Source organism: Nitrobacter sp. Nb-311A (assembly GCF_000152905.1).
Classification (GTDB): domain Bacteria; phylum Pseudomonadota; class Alphaproteobacteria; order Rhizobiales; family Xanthobacteraceae; genus Nitrobacter.
On record NZ_AAMY01000009.1, the window covers coordinates 1 to 17,808 of the forward strand.

Genomic DNA, 17,808 nt, shown 5'->3' on the forward strand with positions numbered 1-17,808 from the left:
CCTTCTTTGTCATTCGGCATGCAAAATTGACCCCGTAAGCCGGGGGATCGGCGTCCAAAATTGACCCCCTACAGGTTGGCTGTTGCGCTGCCTGCTTTGTCATGAAGCAGGTGGTCGGGGATGCTGATCGTGGAGACGATTGCGCGGATACGGCGCGAACACTTCATCAAGGGCAAGACGATCAAGGAGATCGCCCGTGACCTGAAGGTGTCGCGGAACACGGTCCGGAAGGTGCTGAGGTCGGGCAAGACCTTGTTCGAGTATGAGCGTTCGATCCAGCCGCGCCCCAAACTCGGGCGTTGGGCGGCGGAGCTTGATGAACTGCTGGCGGCGAACGCGGCCAAATCGGCTCGCGAACAGCTGACGCTGATCCGGATCTTCGAAGAGTTGCGCGGACGCGGCTATGACGGCGGCTACGATGCCGTACGGCGTTACGCCAGGCGTTGGAGCAAGGAGCGCGGGCAATCGACCGCGGCGGCCTATGTTCCGTTGAGCTTTGCGGCGGGCGAAGCCTACCAGTTCGACTGGAGCCATGAGATCGTTCTCCTCAACGGCGTGACGGCGATCGTGAAGGTCGCTCATGTCCGGCTGTGCCACAGCCGCATGCTGTTCGTGCGGGCCTATCCGCGGGAGACGCAGGAGATGGTATTCGACGCCCACGACCGGGCGTTCGCACTGTTCAAGGGTACCTGCAGCCGCGGCATCTACGACAACATGAAGACGGCGGTAGAGACGATCTTCGTCGGCAAGGATCGCCGCTACAATCGCCGCTTCCTGCAGATGTGCAGCCACTATCTGATCGATCCGGTCGCCTGCACGCCGGCGTCGGGCTGGGAGAAGGGTCAGGTCGAGAACCAGGTCGGGCTGGTCCGGGAACGGTTCTTCACGCCACGGCTGCGGTTCAAAACCCTGGACGAGTTGAACGCGTGGCTTCTGGATAAGTGCATCGCCTACGCCAAGGCGCACCGACATCCAGAACTGGCCGAACAGACGGTCTGGGAGGTGTTCGAAGCCGAGCGGCCCAAGCTCGTTCCCTATGCTGGCCGGTTCGACGGATTCCACGCGGTGCCGGCATCGGTCTCGAAGACCTGCCTGGTGCGCTTCGACAACAACAAATACTCGGTCGCTGCCAGCGCCGTCGGGCGCCCGGTCGAAGTTCAAGCCTATGCCGATCGCATCGTGATCCGTCAGGACGGGCGCATCGTTGCGGAGCATCCGCGATCGTTCGGACGCGGCGAGACGACCTACAATCCCTGGCACTACGTGCCGGTGCTCGCGCGCAAACCCGGGGCCTTACGTAACGGCGCACCCTTCAAGGACTGGGTGTTGCCGGCCGCGATCGAACGGATCCGGCGCAGGCTCGCCAGCACCGACGACGGCAATCGACAGATGGTCGACATCCTCAATGCGGTGCTGACGGACGGTTTGTCGGCGGTCGAAGCCGCCTGCGCCGAGGCGATCGCTCATGGCGTTCATTCCGCTGACGTCGTTCTCAACATCCTGGCTCGCCAACGCGAACCCGCTGCACCGGCCAACATTATGACGCCGGCGGCACTGACGCTCCGCCATGCGCCGATCGCCGATTGCGCCCGTTACGACAACCTCCGGAGGACCATCTGATGGAACGAACCCAAATCTTCGACCTCATGGGTGAGCTCAAACTCTACGGAATGAGGGCTGCCTTCGACGAGATCATGGCGACGGCCGTCAAGCGCCAGCACGAACCTCAGCACATCGTCGGCGACCTGCTCAGCGCCGAGATCAACGAGAAGCAGGCGCGGTCGATCAAGTACCAGCTCACCATCGCCAAGCTGCCATTGGCCAAGGATCTCGATGACTTCCAGTTCGAAGGCACGCCGATCAATCAGACGCTCGTCAATGATCTCGCCGGCGGCGGCTTCATCGCCCAGCAGCGCAACGTCGTGCTCGTCGGCGGCACCGGCACAGGCAAAACCCACCTGGCCATCGCAATCGCCAGAAGCTGCATCCGATCCGGCGCCCGCGGTCGCTTCTACAACGTGGTCGACCTCGTCAATCGCCTCGAGATCGAGACCCGTAACGGACGTCAGGGCCGGCTTGCCGAACATCTGACCCGGATGGACTTCATCGTGCTCGACGAACTCGGATATCTGCCCTTTGCCCAATCCGGCGGCCAGTTGCTGTTCCATCTCGTCAGCCGGCTCTACGAGCGTGCTTCCGTCATCGTCACCACCAATCTCGCCTTCGGCGAATGGCCCAGCGTGTTCGGCGACGCCAAGATGACCACCGCGCTGCTCGACCGGTTGACCCACCACTGCGACATCGTCGAAACCGGTAACGACAGCTGGCGCTTCAAAAGCCGCGACGACGATCACGCCACCCGCGCTCGTCTCGTCTCCGCAATCCCGGCCAGCTCCGACGAGTCGAGCGCTACCCTCAAACCACGCCGCGCGAAGGGGTCAAAATTGAACGCCGATACGGGGTCAAATTTGCGAGCCGATTGACACTCAGGCAAGAGCCTTGCCGGTCGACCGCAACTCGAACTGGCGATCGAGCAGCTGCGCAAGGGTGACCAGCTGGTGCTGGCCGAATGGGACCGGGCCACGCGATCGATCTGGGACGGGCTGCACATCATCAAATCCGTCATTGAGGCCGGCGCCACCATCCGCGTGCTCGACCGATCTTACATCGACCTCGACACCCCGATGGGGAAGGGGTTCATGGCGCTGTTCTCCGCCATGGCCGAGGACGAGCGCGAGCGCATCCTCAAACGCACCAACGAAGGCCGCCGCCAGGCGAAGGCGCGCGGCGTGAAGATGGGTCGCAGACCGAAGCTCAAGGCTGTGCAGCTCGCTGAAATCCGCGAGCGCCTGGCCAACGGCGAATCCCAGGTGAAGCTGGCCGAGTCCTACGGCGTTCACCGTTCAACAATCGCAAGGAGTCAGGCATGACCGCTATCGTACTCACCCGCATCGACGCGACCCAAAATATGCAGCGGTTTTACAAGCTCGACGTGCAGCCCGATTTGTTCGGGGGCTGGTCGCTCATTAGGGAATGGGGACGCCTCGGCCGTGCCGGACAGGTGCGCATGGAGAACTACCCGACGCGCGGCACCGCCGACCTGGCCATGGTCGGCCACTACACCCGGAAAGCCCGCAAGGGGTATCATTGAGTAACAGCGGCATTTACCTGAAACGACAAAAGACCCGACTGCCGGTTGAGGCAGCCGGGCTAGTTGTGGGGGAAACAGACCCAGAGCGGGCCTGAATACCGCCAGGCAGAGGTCTCTTGCCGGCGATTCATGACAGCCCCGGTAGGGGCCAAATCACAGCATCCACTTAACATCCATTTCAGATACATGTTTTGCGCTATATCAATAGGCATCATCGCACCAGCAGCAGAAGCGTCACTGCAAACAGCACAGCATCCACGAGCACACCCGACGGGCTCTCGCCCATGGTCGGCCATTACAGCCGCAAGGCCCGCAAGGGGTATCACTAAGAACCCTGGACGAGACGTAGTATCTCTGCGCGCAACGACGTTTCGTCACCGCCAAAACTTGCAATCATCGCCTTTAGCAAGGCGTCGGGATTAAGATTGTCGATGTTCAACGGATGGCCTGCCGTATCGGCTAGCAGTGCGAAGAACGTCAGTTGCGTGCGGCCGTTGCCCTCACGAAAGGCATGGATGGCGTTTAGTTCGGTCAGAAAAGTTGCGGCCTTCCCGGCAAAGGTCTCGGTCGTCAAGCCTCGCAAATAATCATCGGACTTGAGTTGGCTGAAAAGCTTGGTTGCTTCGGCCTCGATATATTCAGGGTAACAAAACTGGCTGCCACCTTTGGCGATACGCACCGTCCGTGGCTTGCCCGCCCACTCAAAGACATCCTGGAATAGATGATAGTGGACGGCGCAGTAGTGCGGAAAATCCAGCGAGCCGGTCGGCAGGGACTCGGTTGACCGTTGCGCACTTATTTCGGCCTCGAAATCCTCAAGCTCCTGAGCATCGGTAAGGCCAAGCTTGTTCCGCAGGACGGTCGAGCCCTCATAAGTGTAAGGGTCGTCTATCGCATCGTACATGCGCCGGGCACCTAACCCTTGCGCTTGTACGCATCGATAATGGTTTTGCGGGATTCGCCGGGCGACAGACCTTTTGCGGCCGACATGGCCGCGCGTTTTTCCATTGCGCCGGAAAACCGAATACCCTCGACCGAGCTAATCTTCACGAAGCTAGCACGCCCGACCACATAGCCGGCACGGGGCAGGTTCTTTCCGGTCGGTTTATTATCTCTTGCCATGGCGCATCCTAACACAGACGGCGATAAACCACTACAACCGCAAAGCTGGATTTATTTGGTGGCTGGTCGCTCATCCGGCAATGCTCTCGGCCGCGCCGACCAGGTGCGCATGCAGAACTTCCCCACGCGCGACACCGCCGATCTTGCCATGGTCGCCATTACTCCCGCAAGGCGCGCAAGGGGTATCAGTGAGGGACCTGGACGAGGCGTAGTATCTCACTTCATCGCAGTTGTTTCAGATCGGTCATGAACAACGTCATGCGTTCTCGGAGTTCGGCAAGCTGGTTCTTGGAGCATTGCCCCAGCTCTTCAGCCGCGCCCATCACCTGCTGGGACGCGTCATGGATATGGCCCATGTGATTGCCGATCACGCCAATGCGCTCCGCAAGGCCAGCGTCGCCATCCTTTCCATCTGCAAGGATCATACTGGAAATCTGCTGCGTCGCGTTTTTGATGCTTGATACCTTCTCGACAATGCTTTCCGTCAATTTGGCGGTTTTCAGGGCGAGTTTCTTTACCTCGTCCGCTACAACACTGAACCCGCGTCCGGCATCTCCCGCCCGTGCCGCCTCTATGCTGGCGTTGAGCGCCAGCATGTCGGTTTCACCGGCGATGGTGCGTATGAGATTCACCACTTCGCCGATGGTGTCGCTACTTTCCACGGCGGACGTGATACTGCCCCGGGTACCGTCGGCCATTTGCACGATGGTCAGCGTCTCGCGCTTGGTTTCGTCGGCATTGGACACCATGTCGACGGCCGTCTGCTGGAGCATGGAGATGGCCGCATCCATTTCCCGGCTAACTTCAGTGAGCTTCCTTTCCAGTTCCTCCGCAAGTGTCGTGAAGCTTGCAATGCGTTGCGCGTCTTCCTTCATGGCGGTGTTGATGGCGATGGCGGTACGGCTGATGCTTCCCTGCATGCCCTGGGGAAGAATGCGCCGGAAGGAGCTGTTGCCCGTCATACAGGCTGAGGTTTCGCGCACGAAGGCATCCACGTGATCCGTATGATCGTTGACGGCGTTGGCCAGATCCCGGAGTTCGGGTTGTGCCTTCGGCCGGGTAAGCCGTACTTCGAAATCGCCGGTGCACAGGCGGCGGCAGTCCGCAATGAGACCGTGGAGCGTGTTGAGATGGCGTTCCGTAGACCATGCCATGCCGGCCACGCCTGCCAAGCCGGCAATCATCCCCGCTGCGGCGATGCCCGGCCCGGCGGACGGCCAAAGCCCGCTGCCTGCCGTAAGGCATAGTCCGGCGAAGGCCGCGCCCGCTCCGAGCCTATTTGAGGAGCGAAAAGATAAATTCACCGTAGCTCATTCCTTTTTGTTGGAGCATCGTTTGAAGGAAGGCCACACCGGCTTCCGCTTTATCCTTGGGATTGGAGAATTTCGCCTCGGCGTCGCGCATGGATGCGTAAAGCGGCTCCACCACGTTTTTCCGGACGTTTTCATCCACAACCCGGCGGGTGGAATGGTAGCCGATGATTTTGCCATTGGCGTCGTATGTCGGGGTGACGTGTGCCAACACCCAATAATGGTCGCCGTTCTGGGAACGGTTCACGATGAAGGCGAAGACTTCCTTGCCTTCACCCAGCATATCCCATAGCAGCCGGAATACACCGTGCGGCATGTGGGGATGGCGGATAAGACAGTGCGGCGCCCCGACCGTCTCTTTCTCGGGGTATCCCGCGAGGCGCAGGAATACCTCGTTCGCATAGGTGATGTGCCCCTTGAGATCGGTCTTGCTGACGATCAGCTCGTTAACGCCGAACGGGCGGGCCACGCCGGTCAGGGTCTGCATTGTTTCGCGAAAGCGCACGTGGGCCATCAGCGCGCACCCCCTGAACACTGTGTTGCGAATGGAGCCTGGCACCCTGTCCCAACTCGGTGGTTTGCAACCGGCGCAGCGATGAATTTCATAGGGCCATGCTACGGCGTTCTCGCGTATACAGGCAGCGTCGGTATCGGCTTCATGCGCGGATGTGTGGCTTGCTGGTCGTCCCACGCCACACCGGCGTCGACGGGTCAGGGCAGGGAGCCAGCGCTGCCGCAAGGCCCGCAAGGGGTATCATTGAGCGGGTTGCGGGCCGCGCTCTCATCTGCTCATGTTTTAAGCAGTTACGCCCGCAGCACGTTGACGGATTGTATGCCGCCTTCCCATGGTAGGCGAATGAACCGGCAGGCCATCGTACAGAATACTGAATCCGATCGAGAGCGTGTTCGCAACTATGGCCGCATAGCGCTGCCGGCGGAAAGGGAATGAGGGCAGATGAACGCCGTCGAGATTGAAGAGGCCATATCCAGGCTTGCCGAACAGCCGTTCGATGCAGCGGAATTTCCGTTCGCCTTCCTTCAGGCCTTCGGCGCGAAGGAAACGACGCTGCGCAAACTGCGCAAGGGCGAGTCGAACAAATCGGACTTTACCGGCCCCCTGGGCGGCGTCCTCCAGCGTGACAATATTCATATCGCGGTCGCCGCCCCTGGTGAGGTGACAAGCACGCTTGCCGCGCTCCGGGACAATCCGGCTACGGCGCGCTGGAAGGCGAAGTTCGCGCTGGCGACGGACGGGCAGACGTTCGAGGCGGAGGTGTCCGGGATCAGCACCTATGGCACAGAATTGATGGTGTGATCTAAGGAGTGTTCGGTTCTCGTCGCAGACGAAGGAACGAACATGAGCACGAAGTCGACTGGCGGCAAACGCTCCGCCGAACACGTAGTCAAAGATATCCGCCGTGCGACGCGGCGGCACTTTTCATCAGAGGACAAAATCCGGATCGTGCTGGATGGGCTTCGGGGCGAAGACAGCATCGCCGAGCTGTGCTGCAAGGAAGGGATAGCCCAGAGCCTCTACTACACCTGGTCGAAGGAATTCCTGGAAGCTGGCAAACGGCGGCTGGCTGGCGACACGGCTCGTGCTGCGACGACCGGTGAAGTTCAGGACCTGCGCCGTGAGACCCGTGCCTTGAAAGAGGCGGTTGCCGATCTGATGCTGGAGAACCGTCTGCTCAAAAAATGTATGATCGCGGATGGGGGCGACGACGAATGAGATACCCCGCATCCGAGAAGCTCGAGATCATCAGGATGATTGAGCAGTCGCATGTTCCCGCGAAGAAGACGCTCGATCAGCTCGGCATTGCTCGGCGCACCTTCTACCGCTGGTATGACCGCTACCTTAAAGGCGGGCCCGAAGCGTTGGAGGATCGTCCTTCCCGGCCGAGCCGGGTCTGGAACCGCATCGGCGACAATATCCAGGCTCAGATCATCGAATTGGCGCTGGAGCAATCCGAGCTGTCGCCGCGCGAATTGGCGGTGCGATTCACCGACGAGAAGCGCTACTTCGTCTCGGAAGCCACCGTCTATCGCCTGCTCAAGGCCCACGATCTCATCACCAGCCCGGCATTCGTGGTGATCAAGGCTGCCGACGAGTTCAAGGACAAGACGAAGCGGCCCAACGAGATGTGGCAGACCGACTTCACTTACTTCAAGATCATCGGCTGGGGCTGGGTCTATCTGTCGACCGTGCTCGACGACTTCTCCCGCTACATCATCGCCTGGAAGCTGTGCACGACCATGCGGGCCGAGGATGTCACCGACACACTGGAACTGGCGCTCACGGCATCAGGCTGCGACAGCGCCAGGGTGCTGCACAAGCCAAAGCTGCTCAGCGACAACGGGCCGTCTTACATCGCGGCCGAACTCGCTGAATGGATCTACGCCAACGGTATGAGTCATGTTCGCGGAGCGCCGCTTCACCCGCAGACCCAGGGCAAGATCGAGCGCTGGCACCAGACGCTCAAGAACCGCATCCTGCTGGAAAACTACTTCCTGCCGGGCGATCTCGAACACCAGATCGAGGCCTTCGTCGAACATTACAATCATCGCCGCTATCACGAGAGTCTCAGCAACGTCACGCCGGCCGACGCCTACTTCGGTAGGGCCTCTGCCATCATCGAACAACGCGAAAGGATCAAACGACAGACAATCCAATTCAGGCGCTTGCAACACCGCAAGCTCGCCGCTTAACATCACCAACCAGAGGCCGACACTCCGCTAAATCAGGCAGCCATCTGCGCCAAATGTTCTGACGACGGACAGCGAGTTTTTCATTGTCGGCGGCCAAGTCGCCTATGTCGCAGAAGTCGGCGCGGAGTTCATGACCGAATACGAGCGCCGTGACAGCCGGTTGCGCGTCATCTACGATAACGGCACCGAAAGCGACGTGCTGTTGCGGTCGCTCCAGCGCGCGCTTCACCGTGACGAAGCTGGGCGGCGCATCACCGACCCCGATGCCGGGCCGCTGTTCGCGGGCGAGAGCGAGGAAGGCGACCTTGCAAGCGGCACCATCTATGTCCTGCGCAGCAATTCCGAAAATCCGGTCGTCGCCGCCAGCCGTGACGTGCTCCACAAGATCGGGGTCACCGGCGGTGACGTTAAATCACGCATCGCCAACGCGAAACTCGACCCGACATTCCTGCTCGCCGATGTGGAGATCGTCGCTACCTACGGCCTTTACAACATCAACCGCACCCGCCTCGAAAATATCATCCACCGCATCTTCGATCCGGCGCGTCTGGACATCAAGATTAAAGACCGCTTTGGCAACCCTGTCATTCCGCGCGAGTGGTTTCTTGTGCCGCTGTTCGTGATCGATGAGGCCGTTGAGCGCATCAAGGACAATTCGATTGGGGAATATATCTACGATCCGAAAGCTGCTCGCCTGGTAAAGCGCGGTAGCGGCGAATGACGACTTGCGCGGCCATAAGGCCGCCAGGATCACCTGCGGCGAAGCGCACTTCAAAGCGCTGGCAGGTATACGTGGTGCCTCGTCATGCGACAGCCAGAAATAAAGCGATGAAAAAAAACCCCGTTGAAACGGCAGCTACTGAGAGAAAGCACCGCTCAACGAAATCGGTTCTGAGTGGAGACATTGCGCCACCCTCGATTCGAGTAATCTCTGAAAGCAGATCGTAGTGAGGTAATACGAAAGTATGCGCCTAATTTGGCGGAGATGCGAGTAATAACTCTTTTACTTGAGAAATTTTTTAAGGCCGTGCCGCTCACTCAAAACCAGCCTTTGGCGCACTTCAATCATGGCATACGTTTTTCTCATCGGTCTTGCTGTTAGCTTTATTGTATTGTTGGGCGCGCTGATAATTTTGGTCTTCAGCCTTTGATTCCTAATGAAATTGGGAAAGGGCTCAAAAGCGCGATTGAGCGTATGTCGCTCGCTATCCCGCAACCTTAGCTGCGGCCAATAAAAAAGCCCCGCTCAACCACGGGGCCAAGCCACCCTACCACAAGTCGCGCGCCGGTATCTAAGGAAAATGGTCAGCGCATGCGTTCGGCCGCGGTGCGGCCTCCGCAAGCGCCCGACCTTTCCTTGGGTATAAACTGAAACAATGAAAGCATACTCCCCATGGCCTCAACCACATGGAGCACTACCGTCACCATCAAGAACAACAACGAAGCCGTGCAACAGATGCGGACCGTACTCCGGCGCAACCGTACTGCCGTGCCGTACCGCAATGGCGATGTTGTCGCCCGTTACCTGCGGCACCTCATCGACAGCGGCAATGCTTCTGGCGGCATACAGGCGGAGGTGGCCGCGTTACGGCCCTGCGCCGTCTCTTCGCGCCGCAAGGGCCTTGAACAGGAACTCAATTCCTTACTGGCGCCACCTTCGCCCCGGCTTGTGCAACGGCTTAAACAGCTCGCCAGTTGTACCTTCGGCGCCCTTGTGTTGCTCGCTCTTGTCGTGACGTTTGCGGGGTAACCATGCAACAGCCCACCATCCTGCACGGCGACTGCATCCAGACCATGCGCGGGCTTGCCGGCGCATCCGTCGATTTCGTGCTGACAGACCCGCCTTATGGCGTGCGCTACCGTTCACGCGACGGCCAGACGATTGCCAATGATAACCATCTGACATGGCTTTACCCGGCCTTTGCCGAGGTTTACCGCGTCATGATGCCGGGCTCGCTGTGTTTTAGCTTTTACGGCTGGAACGCGGCGGACCAATTCCTGACCGTCTGGAAAGCCCTTGGCTTCCGAGTGGTCGGCCATGTCGTCTTTGCCAAGCGGTACGCGGCATCGCGCCTGTTTCTGGCGCACCGGCACGAGCAAGGCTATTTGCTGGCGAAGGGCAATCCTGTCTTGCCGCAAAACCCGCTGCCGGACGTGCTGCCCTGGGCCTACACCGGCAACCGGCTGCACCCGACGCAGAAACCGGTCAAACCGTTGCAGCGCCTCATCGAAACCTTTTGCAAACCGGGCGGCATCGTGCTTGACCCGTTTTGCGGTTCAGGGTCAACCCTGCTCGCCGCCAAACTCTCCGGCCGTCCGTTCATCGGCATCGAGATTGACCGGCAGCATCATGCCACGGCGCTCAAGCGATTGACGGCCGCATGACACGAATCCCTTGAGATGTTACAAAGGTATCTAAGGAAAAAAGAGCGGCTGCTGCGCGCGGGCCGCTGGCGCGGCCCGTGCTCGCATCCGCCGTTGTCCCCGCTCCCCGCATCATCCCAGTTCCACACCCGGCACCACATGCGCTTGCAGGTAACGGACATCGCCCCGCCGGGCATCGTAATAGTATAACCGGCCATCGCGCAGCCTTGTCGGCCGCACCGGCAGCGCATCGTACTCGTCGTCGATCTCAAGCATCGAGCGCGCCGTTACGCTGCTCCCGCAGCGCAGCACCAGCCTGCATCCGAGATTATTGCGCAAGGCGCTGGGCATCTGGTCGTCCGTGGCTTTTTGCAGGGCGCATGTCAGAATGATCCCGAACGCCCGCGCCCGGCGGGCCAGGCTGAGCAGGCTCGCGGACAGCCGCCTGGCCCTGGCCTTCTTTTCCTTGTCGTCTGCCGTGTCGATTTCCGTTTGCAGCTCCGCGAACTCATCAATGACGAGGGCGATCCTGCCGTGGGGCCACAGCTGCCAGCGGTTTTCACGCATGACGGCCGCGCGCTCGCGGGCCACCTCGTTCAGCCTGTCGACGACACGCACCAGGTCGTCGAACTCCCACACCACCTGGGCCTTGCTGTTGTCCCGGTATGTGTTGAACTCAACGCCGTCCTTGAGGTCAACCAGGATGACCTGCTCGAACTCCGGCAGCGCCATCATCTGATGCACCAGCAAATGCAGCAATACGCTCTTGCCGCTGCCCGACACGCCGACGCAAATCGTGTGCTGCAACTTGCGCACATCGACCATGAAGGTGTCGCCGGTTTCCACCTCGGTGCCGAACACGACATTGCCGGCGACGACGCCGGCGAAAGGTATCGGGCCCGAAAGCAGGCGCTTGCGCGCGGCCTCGCGTTCCTCCGCGATCCTGCGCTCCGCTTCGCGCACGGCCTCCTGCCGTTTCCGTTCCTCGGCCTCGCGCTGATTTTCTACATCACGCGCCGTCGCCAGCACCACCCGCCGCAGCTGGTCATACAAAGCCTCCGGCGGCTTCATCTCATTGAGCCAGTCGCGCAGCTGCGCCTGCTTTCCGGCCTGTAGTGCGGCGACCACACCCTTGGCGTCGGCCTCGACCGCCTGCTTGAACCTTGCCGCAAAGACCTCCACCGCGCGGGCGGCATCCTGTTTTGCCTTCTCGATCGCGCGCACCTTTTCCTGCATCGGCTTCACGATTCCCGCATACGCGGCCTCGGCGTACTCCATCACCTCGTACAGGATGTATTCGAGCATCTGCTGATTGAGGATATCGTCGCCGCCGCTCACGCGGTAGACATAGCCACGCGCGACCCCCTGCGGCAGCACATAGCAGAACGTCATCCGCTCATGACCAAAATACGAGCCGAGGAACGGATAACGGATTGTGCGCCGGAACGCATCAGGCAGGCCGCGCAGTTCGTCGGGCACGTTGCACTCCTGCCAGCGCGCGCACGAAGCGATCTCGTTTGTGCGCTTGCCTGTCCAGGTCGGCACAGGCCGTGGCTTCCGAAACAGTCCGAACATTGCTCTCTCTCCCCCGCGGCAAAGGGCCACGCTCCCCGCGTGGCCCCGTTGTCGTTCAGCGCTTCCACGCCCTGAACAGTTCGAGCAGCTTCGGCGTCAGCTTGATGTCGCTGTCGTAATGCGGCGCCGTGCCGATGGGCTGCGGCCGCAGCCGGTCAAGCTCCGCGTCGGAGAGCTTCACGCGCGCGCCGGATTCGTACTCGACGTACTGCTCCGAGGTTTCGACCAGGCCGCGATGCAGCAGCCGGTACAGCCAGGGCTCGCGGCCGGCGTAGTTCGTCGGCCGGGGCTGGTGGATTTCACCTCTCTCCTCAAGCTGGAAGACGGTACGCCGCACCAGGCTCCCCACCTTTACCTGCGGAATCGGCGGCGGCTCGCCCAGCGCCTTGTAATACGCCACCACGCACTCATGGTCGAAAAGCCCGCTATCCTTGAGCCGATGACCGATGGGATGCTCGTTGTGCGCATTGCCGCGATGCATGTCGCGCAGGAATTGTGCGCGGCTGATTTCGCCGCGCGCGACCTTCGCCTGATAACTGTCACTCATTCTGAGTTACTCCGGGTTACAGGGGGCGACCGGGCATGATTGCCCGGCCGGTAGCGGTTGCAATGTCATGGGCTGGCGGTGGCCTGCCGCGTTGCTGCGCGCCCGGCGCCGCGCTGATCGGCGCGAAGATCGCGGAGGAATCGGAAATACACGTTGCGCTCGACCGCGACGAAATCGACCGCGAACTCGATGTCGCTGCCTTCCGGGTATGCCTTTACGCACTCATCAAGCGCGGTGCCGTCCGGCATCTTGATATTGATGATGTCCATCGAGCCCTTGGCGGTGCGCTTCAACATCTGCACCGCCACTGATGTTTTGCCTTCAAACGTCGAAGGCTTCAGCGCGAGCACCTTGCCGCGCGCAATCAGCTGTCCATCTTCACTCATGTTCAAAACCTTTCCTTTTCAGTTTTTCTAAACGGCGGAATCCTCGGTTGATGCTTATGGCGGCATGGCGAGCCTCCCCTGCGGTTCGTCGAACGAGCGGCCGACCAGGAAGTAATCCGCGTCAAGGCCGCGAACCCGCCAAACGTAGACTTCCGTGCAGATGAACCGGCCGAGGTCGCGCGGCCCGCGCGCGTCCTCCGGCTCGACGTCTTCGGGATACTCGCCGAACTCCAGTTCGGGCACGTCGTCGTCATCGGCGCCGAGGTTCTGCGACATCGACAATATGCGGCGGTTCTTCGTGGCATCGAGGACGGCGCGCAGCGGCACATGGTAATGCGGCTGCAAACCCCGGCCGTCGCCGATGTCATACGGCTCCTTATGCCCGGCGCCGACCATGACGGGGCGGCCGCCGCGCGGTATCACCAGGCTGGACGGCTTGGTGTCGTATTTCACGGCCTCGCGCAGGCTCTTGCGGCCTTCAGCGTCCATTGGCGCTTTGACGCCACGCAGCACGCGCACGTCGACGACCGGCTGATAATCGAGGCGCCGCCGCTTTCGCCAAAGCTCCGCCCACTTCTTCTGGTCAATGTAGAACTTGCGCTCGCGCCAGAAATACTCGGCCGGGACAATCAGCAGCGCATGGATATGCGCGATCCAGAGCCAGCTGACGGGATTACGGGCCAGCTCGACCTTGCGCACCCAGGCGAGCACCGCGCGCTTGACCGCCGCAGTCAGCATCAGCTTCGGAAAATCCCGTATCAGGTCGCCGACCGCCGTTTTCAGCTCATGGGCAGGGACAGCGCGGCCGAATGTCAGGGTCAGCATCAGGGCCTGCGAGCCAGGATGCTTCGCCATCAGCTTCATAATGCGCCGCTCGACGCTTGCGGCATGGCGCCGGGCATCACGCCGCTCGCGGTCAGGACAGACTGGCACGCCGCATTCGTGCGCGGTAAAGCGCACGCCGTTCTCATGGATGTGCTTATAGATTTTGGTGCAGCAGTTGCGCATGCGCAGCGCCAGCTCTGGCTTGCCGACGGCATCGAGGCCTTTGGCAATCACCTCTTTGGTCAGCTGGCGGAATCGCCGCGCTTCGTTACCCTCGCGCTTGCCCGCGTCGGGCAGGTCGCTTTCGCCGTCATCGAGCGGTGGGCTATCGGGATCGCGCGCGAAGTGCAGCGCGTCGGCGCTGATACTCTGCGCCAGGGCGTCCCAGCTGTAGGCCGAGTCGGTCACGGCTACGCTGCCTGATGGTCGAATACGCTTTCAGCTCGGTGCGGGCGCCGCCGAAAATTCAGCAGATGCGCCAATGTGTCGATCGGCACCCGCACCAGAAATGAAGTTACTGAATTATCGCGGGTATCCCGATCCCGCGCCGTGACCGAACCCACAACCTGATTGCAGTTAAGGAGCCGTCATGGGCGCACAAAAGGGCAAGGACCTGCTTCTGAAAATGAGCGACGGATCGAGCTTCGTCACGGTGGCGGGGCTACGCAGCCGCAGGATCGCGTTCAACGCGGAGATTGTCGATATCACGAATGCGGAATCGACCGACCGCTGGCGCGAACTGCTCGCGGGCGCAGGGGTCAGGCGAGCGTCGCTGTCGGGCCGCGGCCTGTTCAAGGACGCCGCGTCGGACGCGCTGGTGCGTCAGGCGTTCTTCGACGGCGCGATCAATGATTGTCAGGTGGTGGTGCCGGATTTCGGCGCCATCGAGGGTCCGTTTCAGATCGCAAGCCTCGAATTCGCGGGCGAGCACAATGGCGAGGTGACGTTCGATCTCGCGCTCGAATCCGCAGGCGCGCTGACGTTTACGGCGCTGTGAGACGAAAGGATTCAAATGCCCAACAAATATCGTGGTGAGATCGGCGCAGAGCTTGGCGGACGGCAGCGCACGCTGGTGTTGACGCTGGGCGCGCTGGCGGAGCTTGAATCCGCGTTCGGCGCCGGCGACCTGATGGCGCTCGCGGAGCGGTTCGGTTCGGGCCGGGTGTCGTCGCGCGACCTGATCCGCATCATCGGCGCGGGCCTGCGCGGCGCGGGAGAGGCCGTCAGCGATGACGATGTGGCCGTGATGACGGTCGAGGGCGGCGCCGCCGGCTTCGTCAGGATCGCCGCCGATCTGATCAGCGCGACCTTCGATGACGGCGCTGCGCGGTGAAGCCGTTTCCGTGGGCGGCGGCGATGGGATTCGGCTTCGGCGTGTTGCGTCTTGCGCCGGATGTTTTCTGGCGGATGACGCCGCGCGAACTGGCGCAGGCAATCCGGGCGATCCGGGGGCCTGCGACCGCGCCGCTGGTTCGTGCCGAACTCGACGATCTGCTGGCGCGGTTTCCCGACGCGCCGGGCAAGGGAGGACGCGATGACTGACGATACGAGTCTCCATGAGACATCTCGCACGCTCGACGATCTCACAAGCAGGACACAGGCGCTCACGATCAGCGCAGGCGGCTTCGCGCGGGCAATGACGCAGGCTTTTTCGTCGTCGATCACCGGCGGCAGGCAGTTCGACGACGTGCTGAAGACGCTGGCGCTGCGGGTCTCCAGTCTCGCCGTGACGGCGGCGTTCAAGCCGCTGACGGCGAGCCTGACCAGCGGCATCTCCAGTCTGTTCTCTGGCCTCGCCGGAAGCATCGGCTCGTTCGGCGGCGTGCAGGCCCATGCTCTCGGCGCCATCAAGCCGTTCGCGGCCGGCGGCGTGATCGGCGCGCCGAGCTATTTTCCGCTGATGGACGGCGGCGTCGGCCTCGCCGGCGAGGCGGGACCGGAAGCGATCATGCCGCTCACGCGCGGACCTGACGGCCGGCTCGGCGTGTCCGGCAAGGGCGGCGGCAACACGATCACGGTGCAGATCGCGACGCCCGACCTCGACGGCTTCCGCCGCTCCGAGAGTTACGTCGCGGGCCAGATCGCGCGTGCGGTGGCGCGGGGACAGCGGAGCCTGTGACGCATGACCAGCTTCCATGAAGTGCTATTTCCGCTCGATGTCGCGCTGAAGAGCGCGGGCGGGCCGGAGCGGCGCACCGACATCGTGAGTTTCGGCTCGGGCCGCGAGGCGCGCAATGCGCGCTGGGCGCAGTCGCGGCGGCGCTTTGATGCCGGCTACGGCGTCAGGACGCTGGAGGCGTTGCAGGCCGTCGTCGCTTTCTTCGAGGAGCGGCGCGGCAGGGCTCTACGGCTTTCGCTGGCGAGACCGGCTGGATTGCTGTTCCGCGGCGACCGGCAGCGTTATCTCGCCGCTCGATCAGGTTATCGGGATCGGCGACGGAACGATATCGACGTTTCAGTTGATCAAGACATATGGCGGCGCGTTCGCGCCTTACGCACGCGCGATCGGAAAGCCCGTGAACGGCAGCGTGCGGGTCGCGGTCGCCGATGGCGAGGTTGCGGCTGGGTCGGCCTTCACCTGCGACGCCGCCACCGGCGTCGTGACGTTTCTCCCCGAGCACACGCCGCCGCCGGGAGCGGCGGTCACCGCCGGATTCAAGTTCGACGTGCCGGTGCGCTTCGATACCGACTATCTCGAAGTCGATCTCGCGACCTTCGCCGCCGGCGCTATTCCGAAGATTCCGCTGGTCGAAATCAGGTTGTGACCCGTCACCCTCCCCTTGAGGGGGAGGGTCGCCGCGAAGGCAATGGGCGGCGGAGTGGGTGATCGATAGTTCTCACACCTCACTCCACCCCACCCCGATCCTCGCTACGCTCCGATCGACCCTCCCCCTCAAGGGGAGGGTGAAGGAAATCACATGCGTTCTGTTCCCTCCGCGCTTCAGGCCAAACTCGACTCCGGCGCGACCACGCTGGCGCGCTGCTGGATCGTGACTCGCCGCGACGGCGTCGTGCTCGGCTTTACCGATCACGACCGCGATCTGACGATCGGCAGCGTCGTCTGCCGCGCCGCCACCGGCTTCACCGCTTCGGAGGCGACCAGCCGGTTCGATCTCGCTGTCGACGGCGCCGAGATATCGGGCGCGTTCTCGGACGATTCACTGAGCGAGGCCGATCTTGCCGCCGGCCGCTACGATGCCGCCGAAGTCGCGACCTGGCTGGTCGATTGGAGCGACGTCTCGCTGAGGATCCTGATCGCGCGCGGCACGATCGGAGAGGTCCGGCGCGAGGGGGCTGCGTTCACCGCGGAACTGCGCGGACTCGCGGACGCGCTGGCGCAGGATAGCGGACGCCTGTTTACGGCGCGGTGCGGTGTCGATCTCGGCGACGGGAAATGCCGTGTCGATCTGACCAGCTCGGCGTTTCGCCGCAGCGGGATGGTCACGGCTATCGAAGGAACGTCGATCATTGCCGTCTCTGGTCTTTCCGGCCTTGCGGCCGGCTGGTTCACGGCGGGACGATTGAACTGGACCGGCGGGGCCAATGCCGGCCTTGCGATCGAAGTCAAACAGCACCGCGTCGTCGCAAGCGAGGTGCGATTGTCACTGTGGCAGGCGATGGCGGAGCCGATAGCCATCGGCGACAGCTTCGTGATTACCGCCGGTTGCGACAAGAGTTTCGCGACCTGCCGCGACCGCTTCGCCAACGCCGACAATTTCCGGGGCTTTCCCCAGATTCCCGGCAACGATTTCGTCGTCAGCTATCCGCTGCCCGGTTCGCCCGACAATGGCAACGGCAGCAAGGCGCTGTGAAGGAGCC

Annotated in this window: 20 protein-coding genes and 3 pseudogenes; 15 read left to right on the forward strand and 8 right to left on the reverse strand. The window is 62.0% G+C overall.

Going from position 1 to position 17,808, the window contains the following annotated elements; all coding sequences use genetic code 11:
• Positions 1–120: 120 nt before the first annotated feature.
• From istA to NB311A_RS04785, 4 genes are read left to right on the forward strand one after another with little or no spacing between them, the layout of a single operon-like run.
• Positions 121–1,620 carry an IS21 family transposase gene (gene istA, locus NB311A_RS04770; RefSeq protein WP_009796680.1) on the forward strand — a complete coding sequence of 500 codons (1,500 nt, stop codon included), beginning with the start codon at positions 121–123 and terminating at the stop codon, positions 1,618–1,620.
• Complete coding sequence (istB, locus tag NB311A_RS04775; protein ID WP_009796681.1) at positions 1,620–2,483, forward strand: IS21-like element helper ATPase IstB; 864 nt, start codon at positions 1,620–1,622, stop codon at positions 2,481–2,483. The genes istA and istB overlap by 1 nt, the downstream gene beginning before the upstream one ends.
• Positions 2,484–2,537: 54 nt before the next feature.
• Positions 2,538–2,930: a recombinase family protein gene (locus tag NB311A_RS04780; protein ID WP_245256927.1), complete on the forward strand. Its 393-nt coding sequence runs from the start codon at positions 2,538–2,540 to the stop codon at positions 2,928–2,930.
• A complete protein-coding gene (locus tag NB311A_RS04785) occupies positions 2,927–3,151 on the forward strand; it encodes a WGR domain-containing protein (protein ID WP_009797327.1) in 225 nt (74 codons plus the stop codon). Before NB311A_RS04780 ends, NB311A_RS04785 begins: the two co-directional genes overlap by 4 nt.
• A 325-nt stretch (positions 3,152–3,476) precedes the next feature.
• Here the strand turns inward: NB311A_RS04785 and NB311A_RS04790 are convergent, their stop codons facing one another.
• The 4 genes from NB311A_RS04790 to NB311A_RS04805 all read right to left on the reverse strand — a co-directional run bounded on the left by NB311A_RS04790 (position 3,477) and on the right by NB311A_RS04805 (position 6,097).
• The gene (locus NB311A_RS04790) at positions 3,477–4,055 is read right to left on the reverse strand and encodes a Fic family protein (RefSeq protein ID WP_009797328.1); all 579 of its coding nucleotides are present in this window, start codon (positions 4,053–4,055) and stop codon (positions 3,477–3,479) included.
• An 11-nt stretch (positions 4,056–4,066) separates the two neighbouring features.
• On the reverse strand, positions 4,067–4,273 hold the full coding sequence (locus tag NB311A_RS04795) for a hypothetical protein (RefSeq protein WP_009797329.1): 207 nt from the start codon (positions 4,271–4,273) through the stop codon (positions 4,067–4,069).
• A 221-nt stretch (positions 4,274–4,494) separates the two neighbouring features.
• The gene (locus NB311A_RS04800) at positions 4,495–5,436 is read right to left on the reverse strand and encodes a methyl-accepting chemotaxis protein (protein WP_245256928.1); all 942 of its coding nucleotides are present in this window, start codon (positions 5,434–5,436) and stop codon (positions 4,495–4,497) included.
• 112 nt (positions 5,437–5,548) lie between these two features.
• Positions 5,549–6,097: a PAS domain-containing protein gene (locus tag NB311A_RS04805; protein WP_009797331.1), complete on the reverse strand. Its 549-nt coding sequence runs from the start codon at positions 6,095–6,097 to the stop codon at positions 5,549–5,551.
• A gap of 441 nt (positions 6,098–6,538) precedes the next feature.
• On the opposite strand from NB311A_RS04805, the pseudogene NB311A_RS04810 reads away from it, so the two are divergent.
• From NB311A_RS04810 to NB311A_RS04835, 5 genes and pseudogenes are all read left to right on the forward strand, one after another.
• Positions 6,539–6,856: pseudogene (locus NB311A_RS04810) on the forward strand (type IIL restriction-modification enzyme MmeI); the annotation flags it as partial.
• A gap of 84 nt (positions 6,857–6,940) precedes the next feature.
• Positions 6,941–8,292 (forward strand): IS3 family transposase gene (locus NB311A_RS04820; RefSeq protein ID WP_086008678.1). Its coding sequence is split into 2 segments (ribosomal slippage): positions 6,941–7,283 and positions 7,283–8,292, totalling 1,353 coding nucleotides; the frame shifts between segments, so codons are not numbered across the junction.
• Between the two features lie 73 nt (positions 8,293–8,365).
• Positions 8,366–9,013: pseudogene (locus tag NB311A_RS04825) on the forward strand (GIY-YIG nuclease family protein); the annotation flags it as partial.
• Between the two features lie 672 nt (positions 9,014–9,685).
• Positions 9,686–10,042 carry a hypothetical protein gene (locus NB311A_RS04830; RefSeq protein ID WP_009797336.1) on the forward strand — a complete coding sequence of 119 codons (357 nt, stop codon included), beginning with the start codon at positions 9,686–9,688 and terminating at the stop codon, positions 10,040–10,042.
• A 2-nt stretch (positions 10,043–10,044) separates the two neighbouring features.
• The gene (locus tag NB311A_RS04835) at positions 10,045–10,677 is read left to right on the forward strand and encodes a DNA methyltransferase (RefSeq protein ID WP_009797337.1); all 633 of its coding nucleotides are present in this window, start codon (positions 10,045–10,047) and stop codon (positions 10,675–10,677) included.
• A 111-nt stretch (positions 10,678–10,788) separates the two neighbouring features.
• On the opposite strand, the gene NB311A_RS04840 is transcribed toward NB311A_RS04835, so the two are convergent.
• From NB311A_RS04840 to NB311A_RS04855, 4 genes are all read right to left on the reverse strand, one after another.
• Positions 10,789–12,135, reverse strand: coding sequence for a type IV secretory system conjugative DNA transfer family protein (locus tag NB311A_RS04840; RefSeq protein WP_165475221.1), 1,347 nt, complete (start codon positions 12,133–12,135; stop codon positions 10,789–10,791).
• A 151-nt stretch (positions 12,136–12,286) separates the two neighbouring features.
• On the reverse strand, positions 12,287–12,778 hold the full coding sequence (locus tag NB311A_RS04845) for a hypothetical protein (protein WP_009797339.1): 492 nt from the start codon (positions 12,776–12,778) through the stop codon (positions 12,287–12,289).
• Positions 12,779–12,843: 65 nt separating this feature from the next.
• Complete coding sequence (locus NB311A_RS04850) at positions 12,844–13,164, reverse strand: hypothetical protein (RefSeq protein WP_009797340.1); 321 nt, start codon at positions 13,162–13,164, stop codon at positions 12,844–12,846.
• A gap of 54 nt (positions 13,165–13,218) precedes the next feature.
• Complete coding sequence (locus NB311A_RS04855) at positions 13,219–14,397, reverse strand: protein rep (protein ID WP_009797341.1); 1,179 nt, start codon at positions 14,395–14,397, stop codon at positions 13,219–13,221.
• A 181-nt stretch (positions 14,398–14,578) separates the two neighbouring features.
• Between NB311A_RS04855 and NB311A_RS04860 the strand changes: the two genes are divergently transcribed.
• The 6 genes and pseudogenes from NB311A_RS04860 to NB311A_RS04885 all read left to right on the forward strand — a co-directional run bounded on the left by NB311A_RS04860 (position 14,579) and on the right by NB311A_RS04885 (position 17,801).
• Positions 14,579–14,986, forward strand: a complete 408-nt coding sequence (locus tag NB311A_RS04860; protein WP_009797342.1) for a phage major tail protein, TP901-1 family — start codon at positions 14,579–14,581, stop codon at positions 14,984–14,986.
• Positions 14,987–15,001: 15 nt separating this feature from the next.
• Positions 15,002–15,322, forward strand: a complete 321-nt coding sequence (locus tag NB311A_RS04865; RefSeq protein ID WP_009797343.1) for a gene transfer agent family protein — start codon at positions 15,002–15,004, stop codon at positions 15,320–15,322.
• The gene (locus tag NB311A_RS04870; RefSeq protein WP_009797344.1) at positions 15,319–15,531 is read left to right on the forward strand and encodes a rcc01693 family protein; all 213 of its coding nucleotides are present in this window, start codon (positions 15,319–15,321) and stop codon (positions 15,529–15,531) included. Before NB311A_RS04865 ends, NB311A_RS04870 begins: the two co-directional genes overlap by 4 nt.
• Positions 15,524–16,108 (forward strand): phage tail tape measure protein, encoded by a 585-nt coding sequence (locus tag NB311A_RS04875; protein WP_009797345.1) that lies wholly within the window; start codon positions 15,524–15,526, stop codon positions 16,106–16,108. Before NB311A_RS04870 ends, NB311A_RS04875 begins: the two co-directional genes overlap by 8 nt.
• A gap of 3 nt (positions 16,109–16,111) precedes the next feature.
• Positions 16,112–16,754: pseudogene (locus NB311A_RS04880) on the forward strand (TIGR02217 family protein).
• A 153-nt stretch (positions 16,755–16,907) separates the two neighbouring features.
• The gene (locus NB311A_RS04885; protein ID WP_009797348.1) at positions 16,908–17,801 is read left to right on the forward strand and encodes a DUF2163 domain-containing protein; all 894 of its coding nucleotides are present in this window, start codon (positions 16,908–16,910) and stop codon (positions 17,799–17,801) included.
• Positions 17,802–17,808 lie beyond the last annotated feature (7 nt).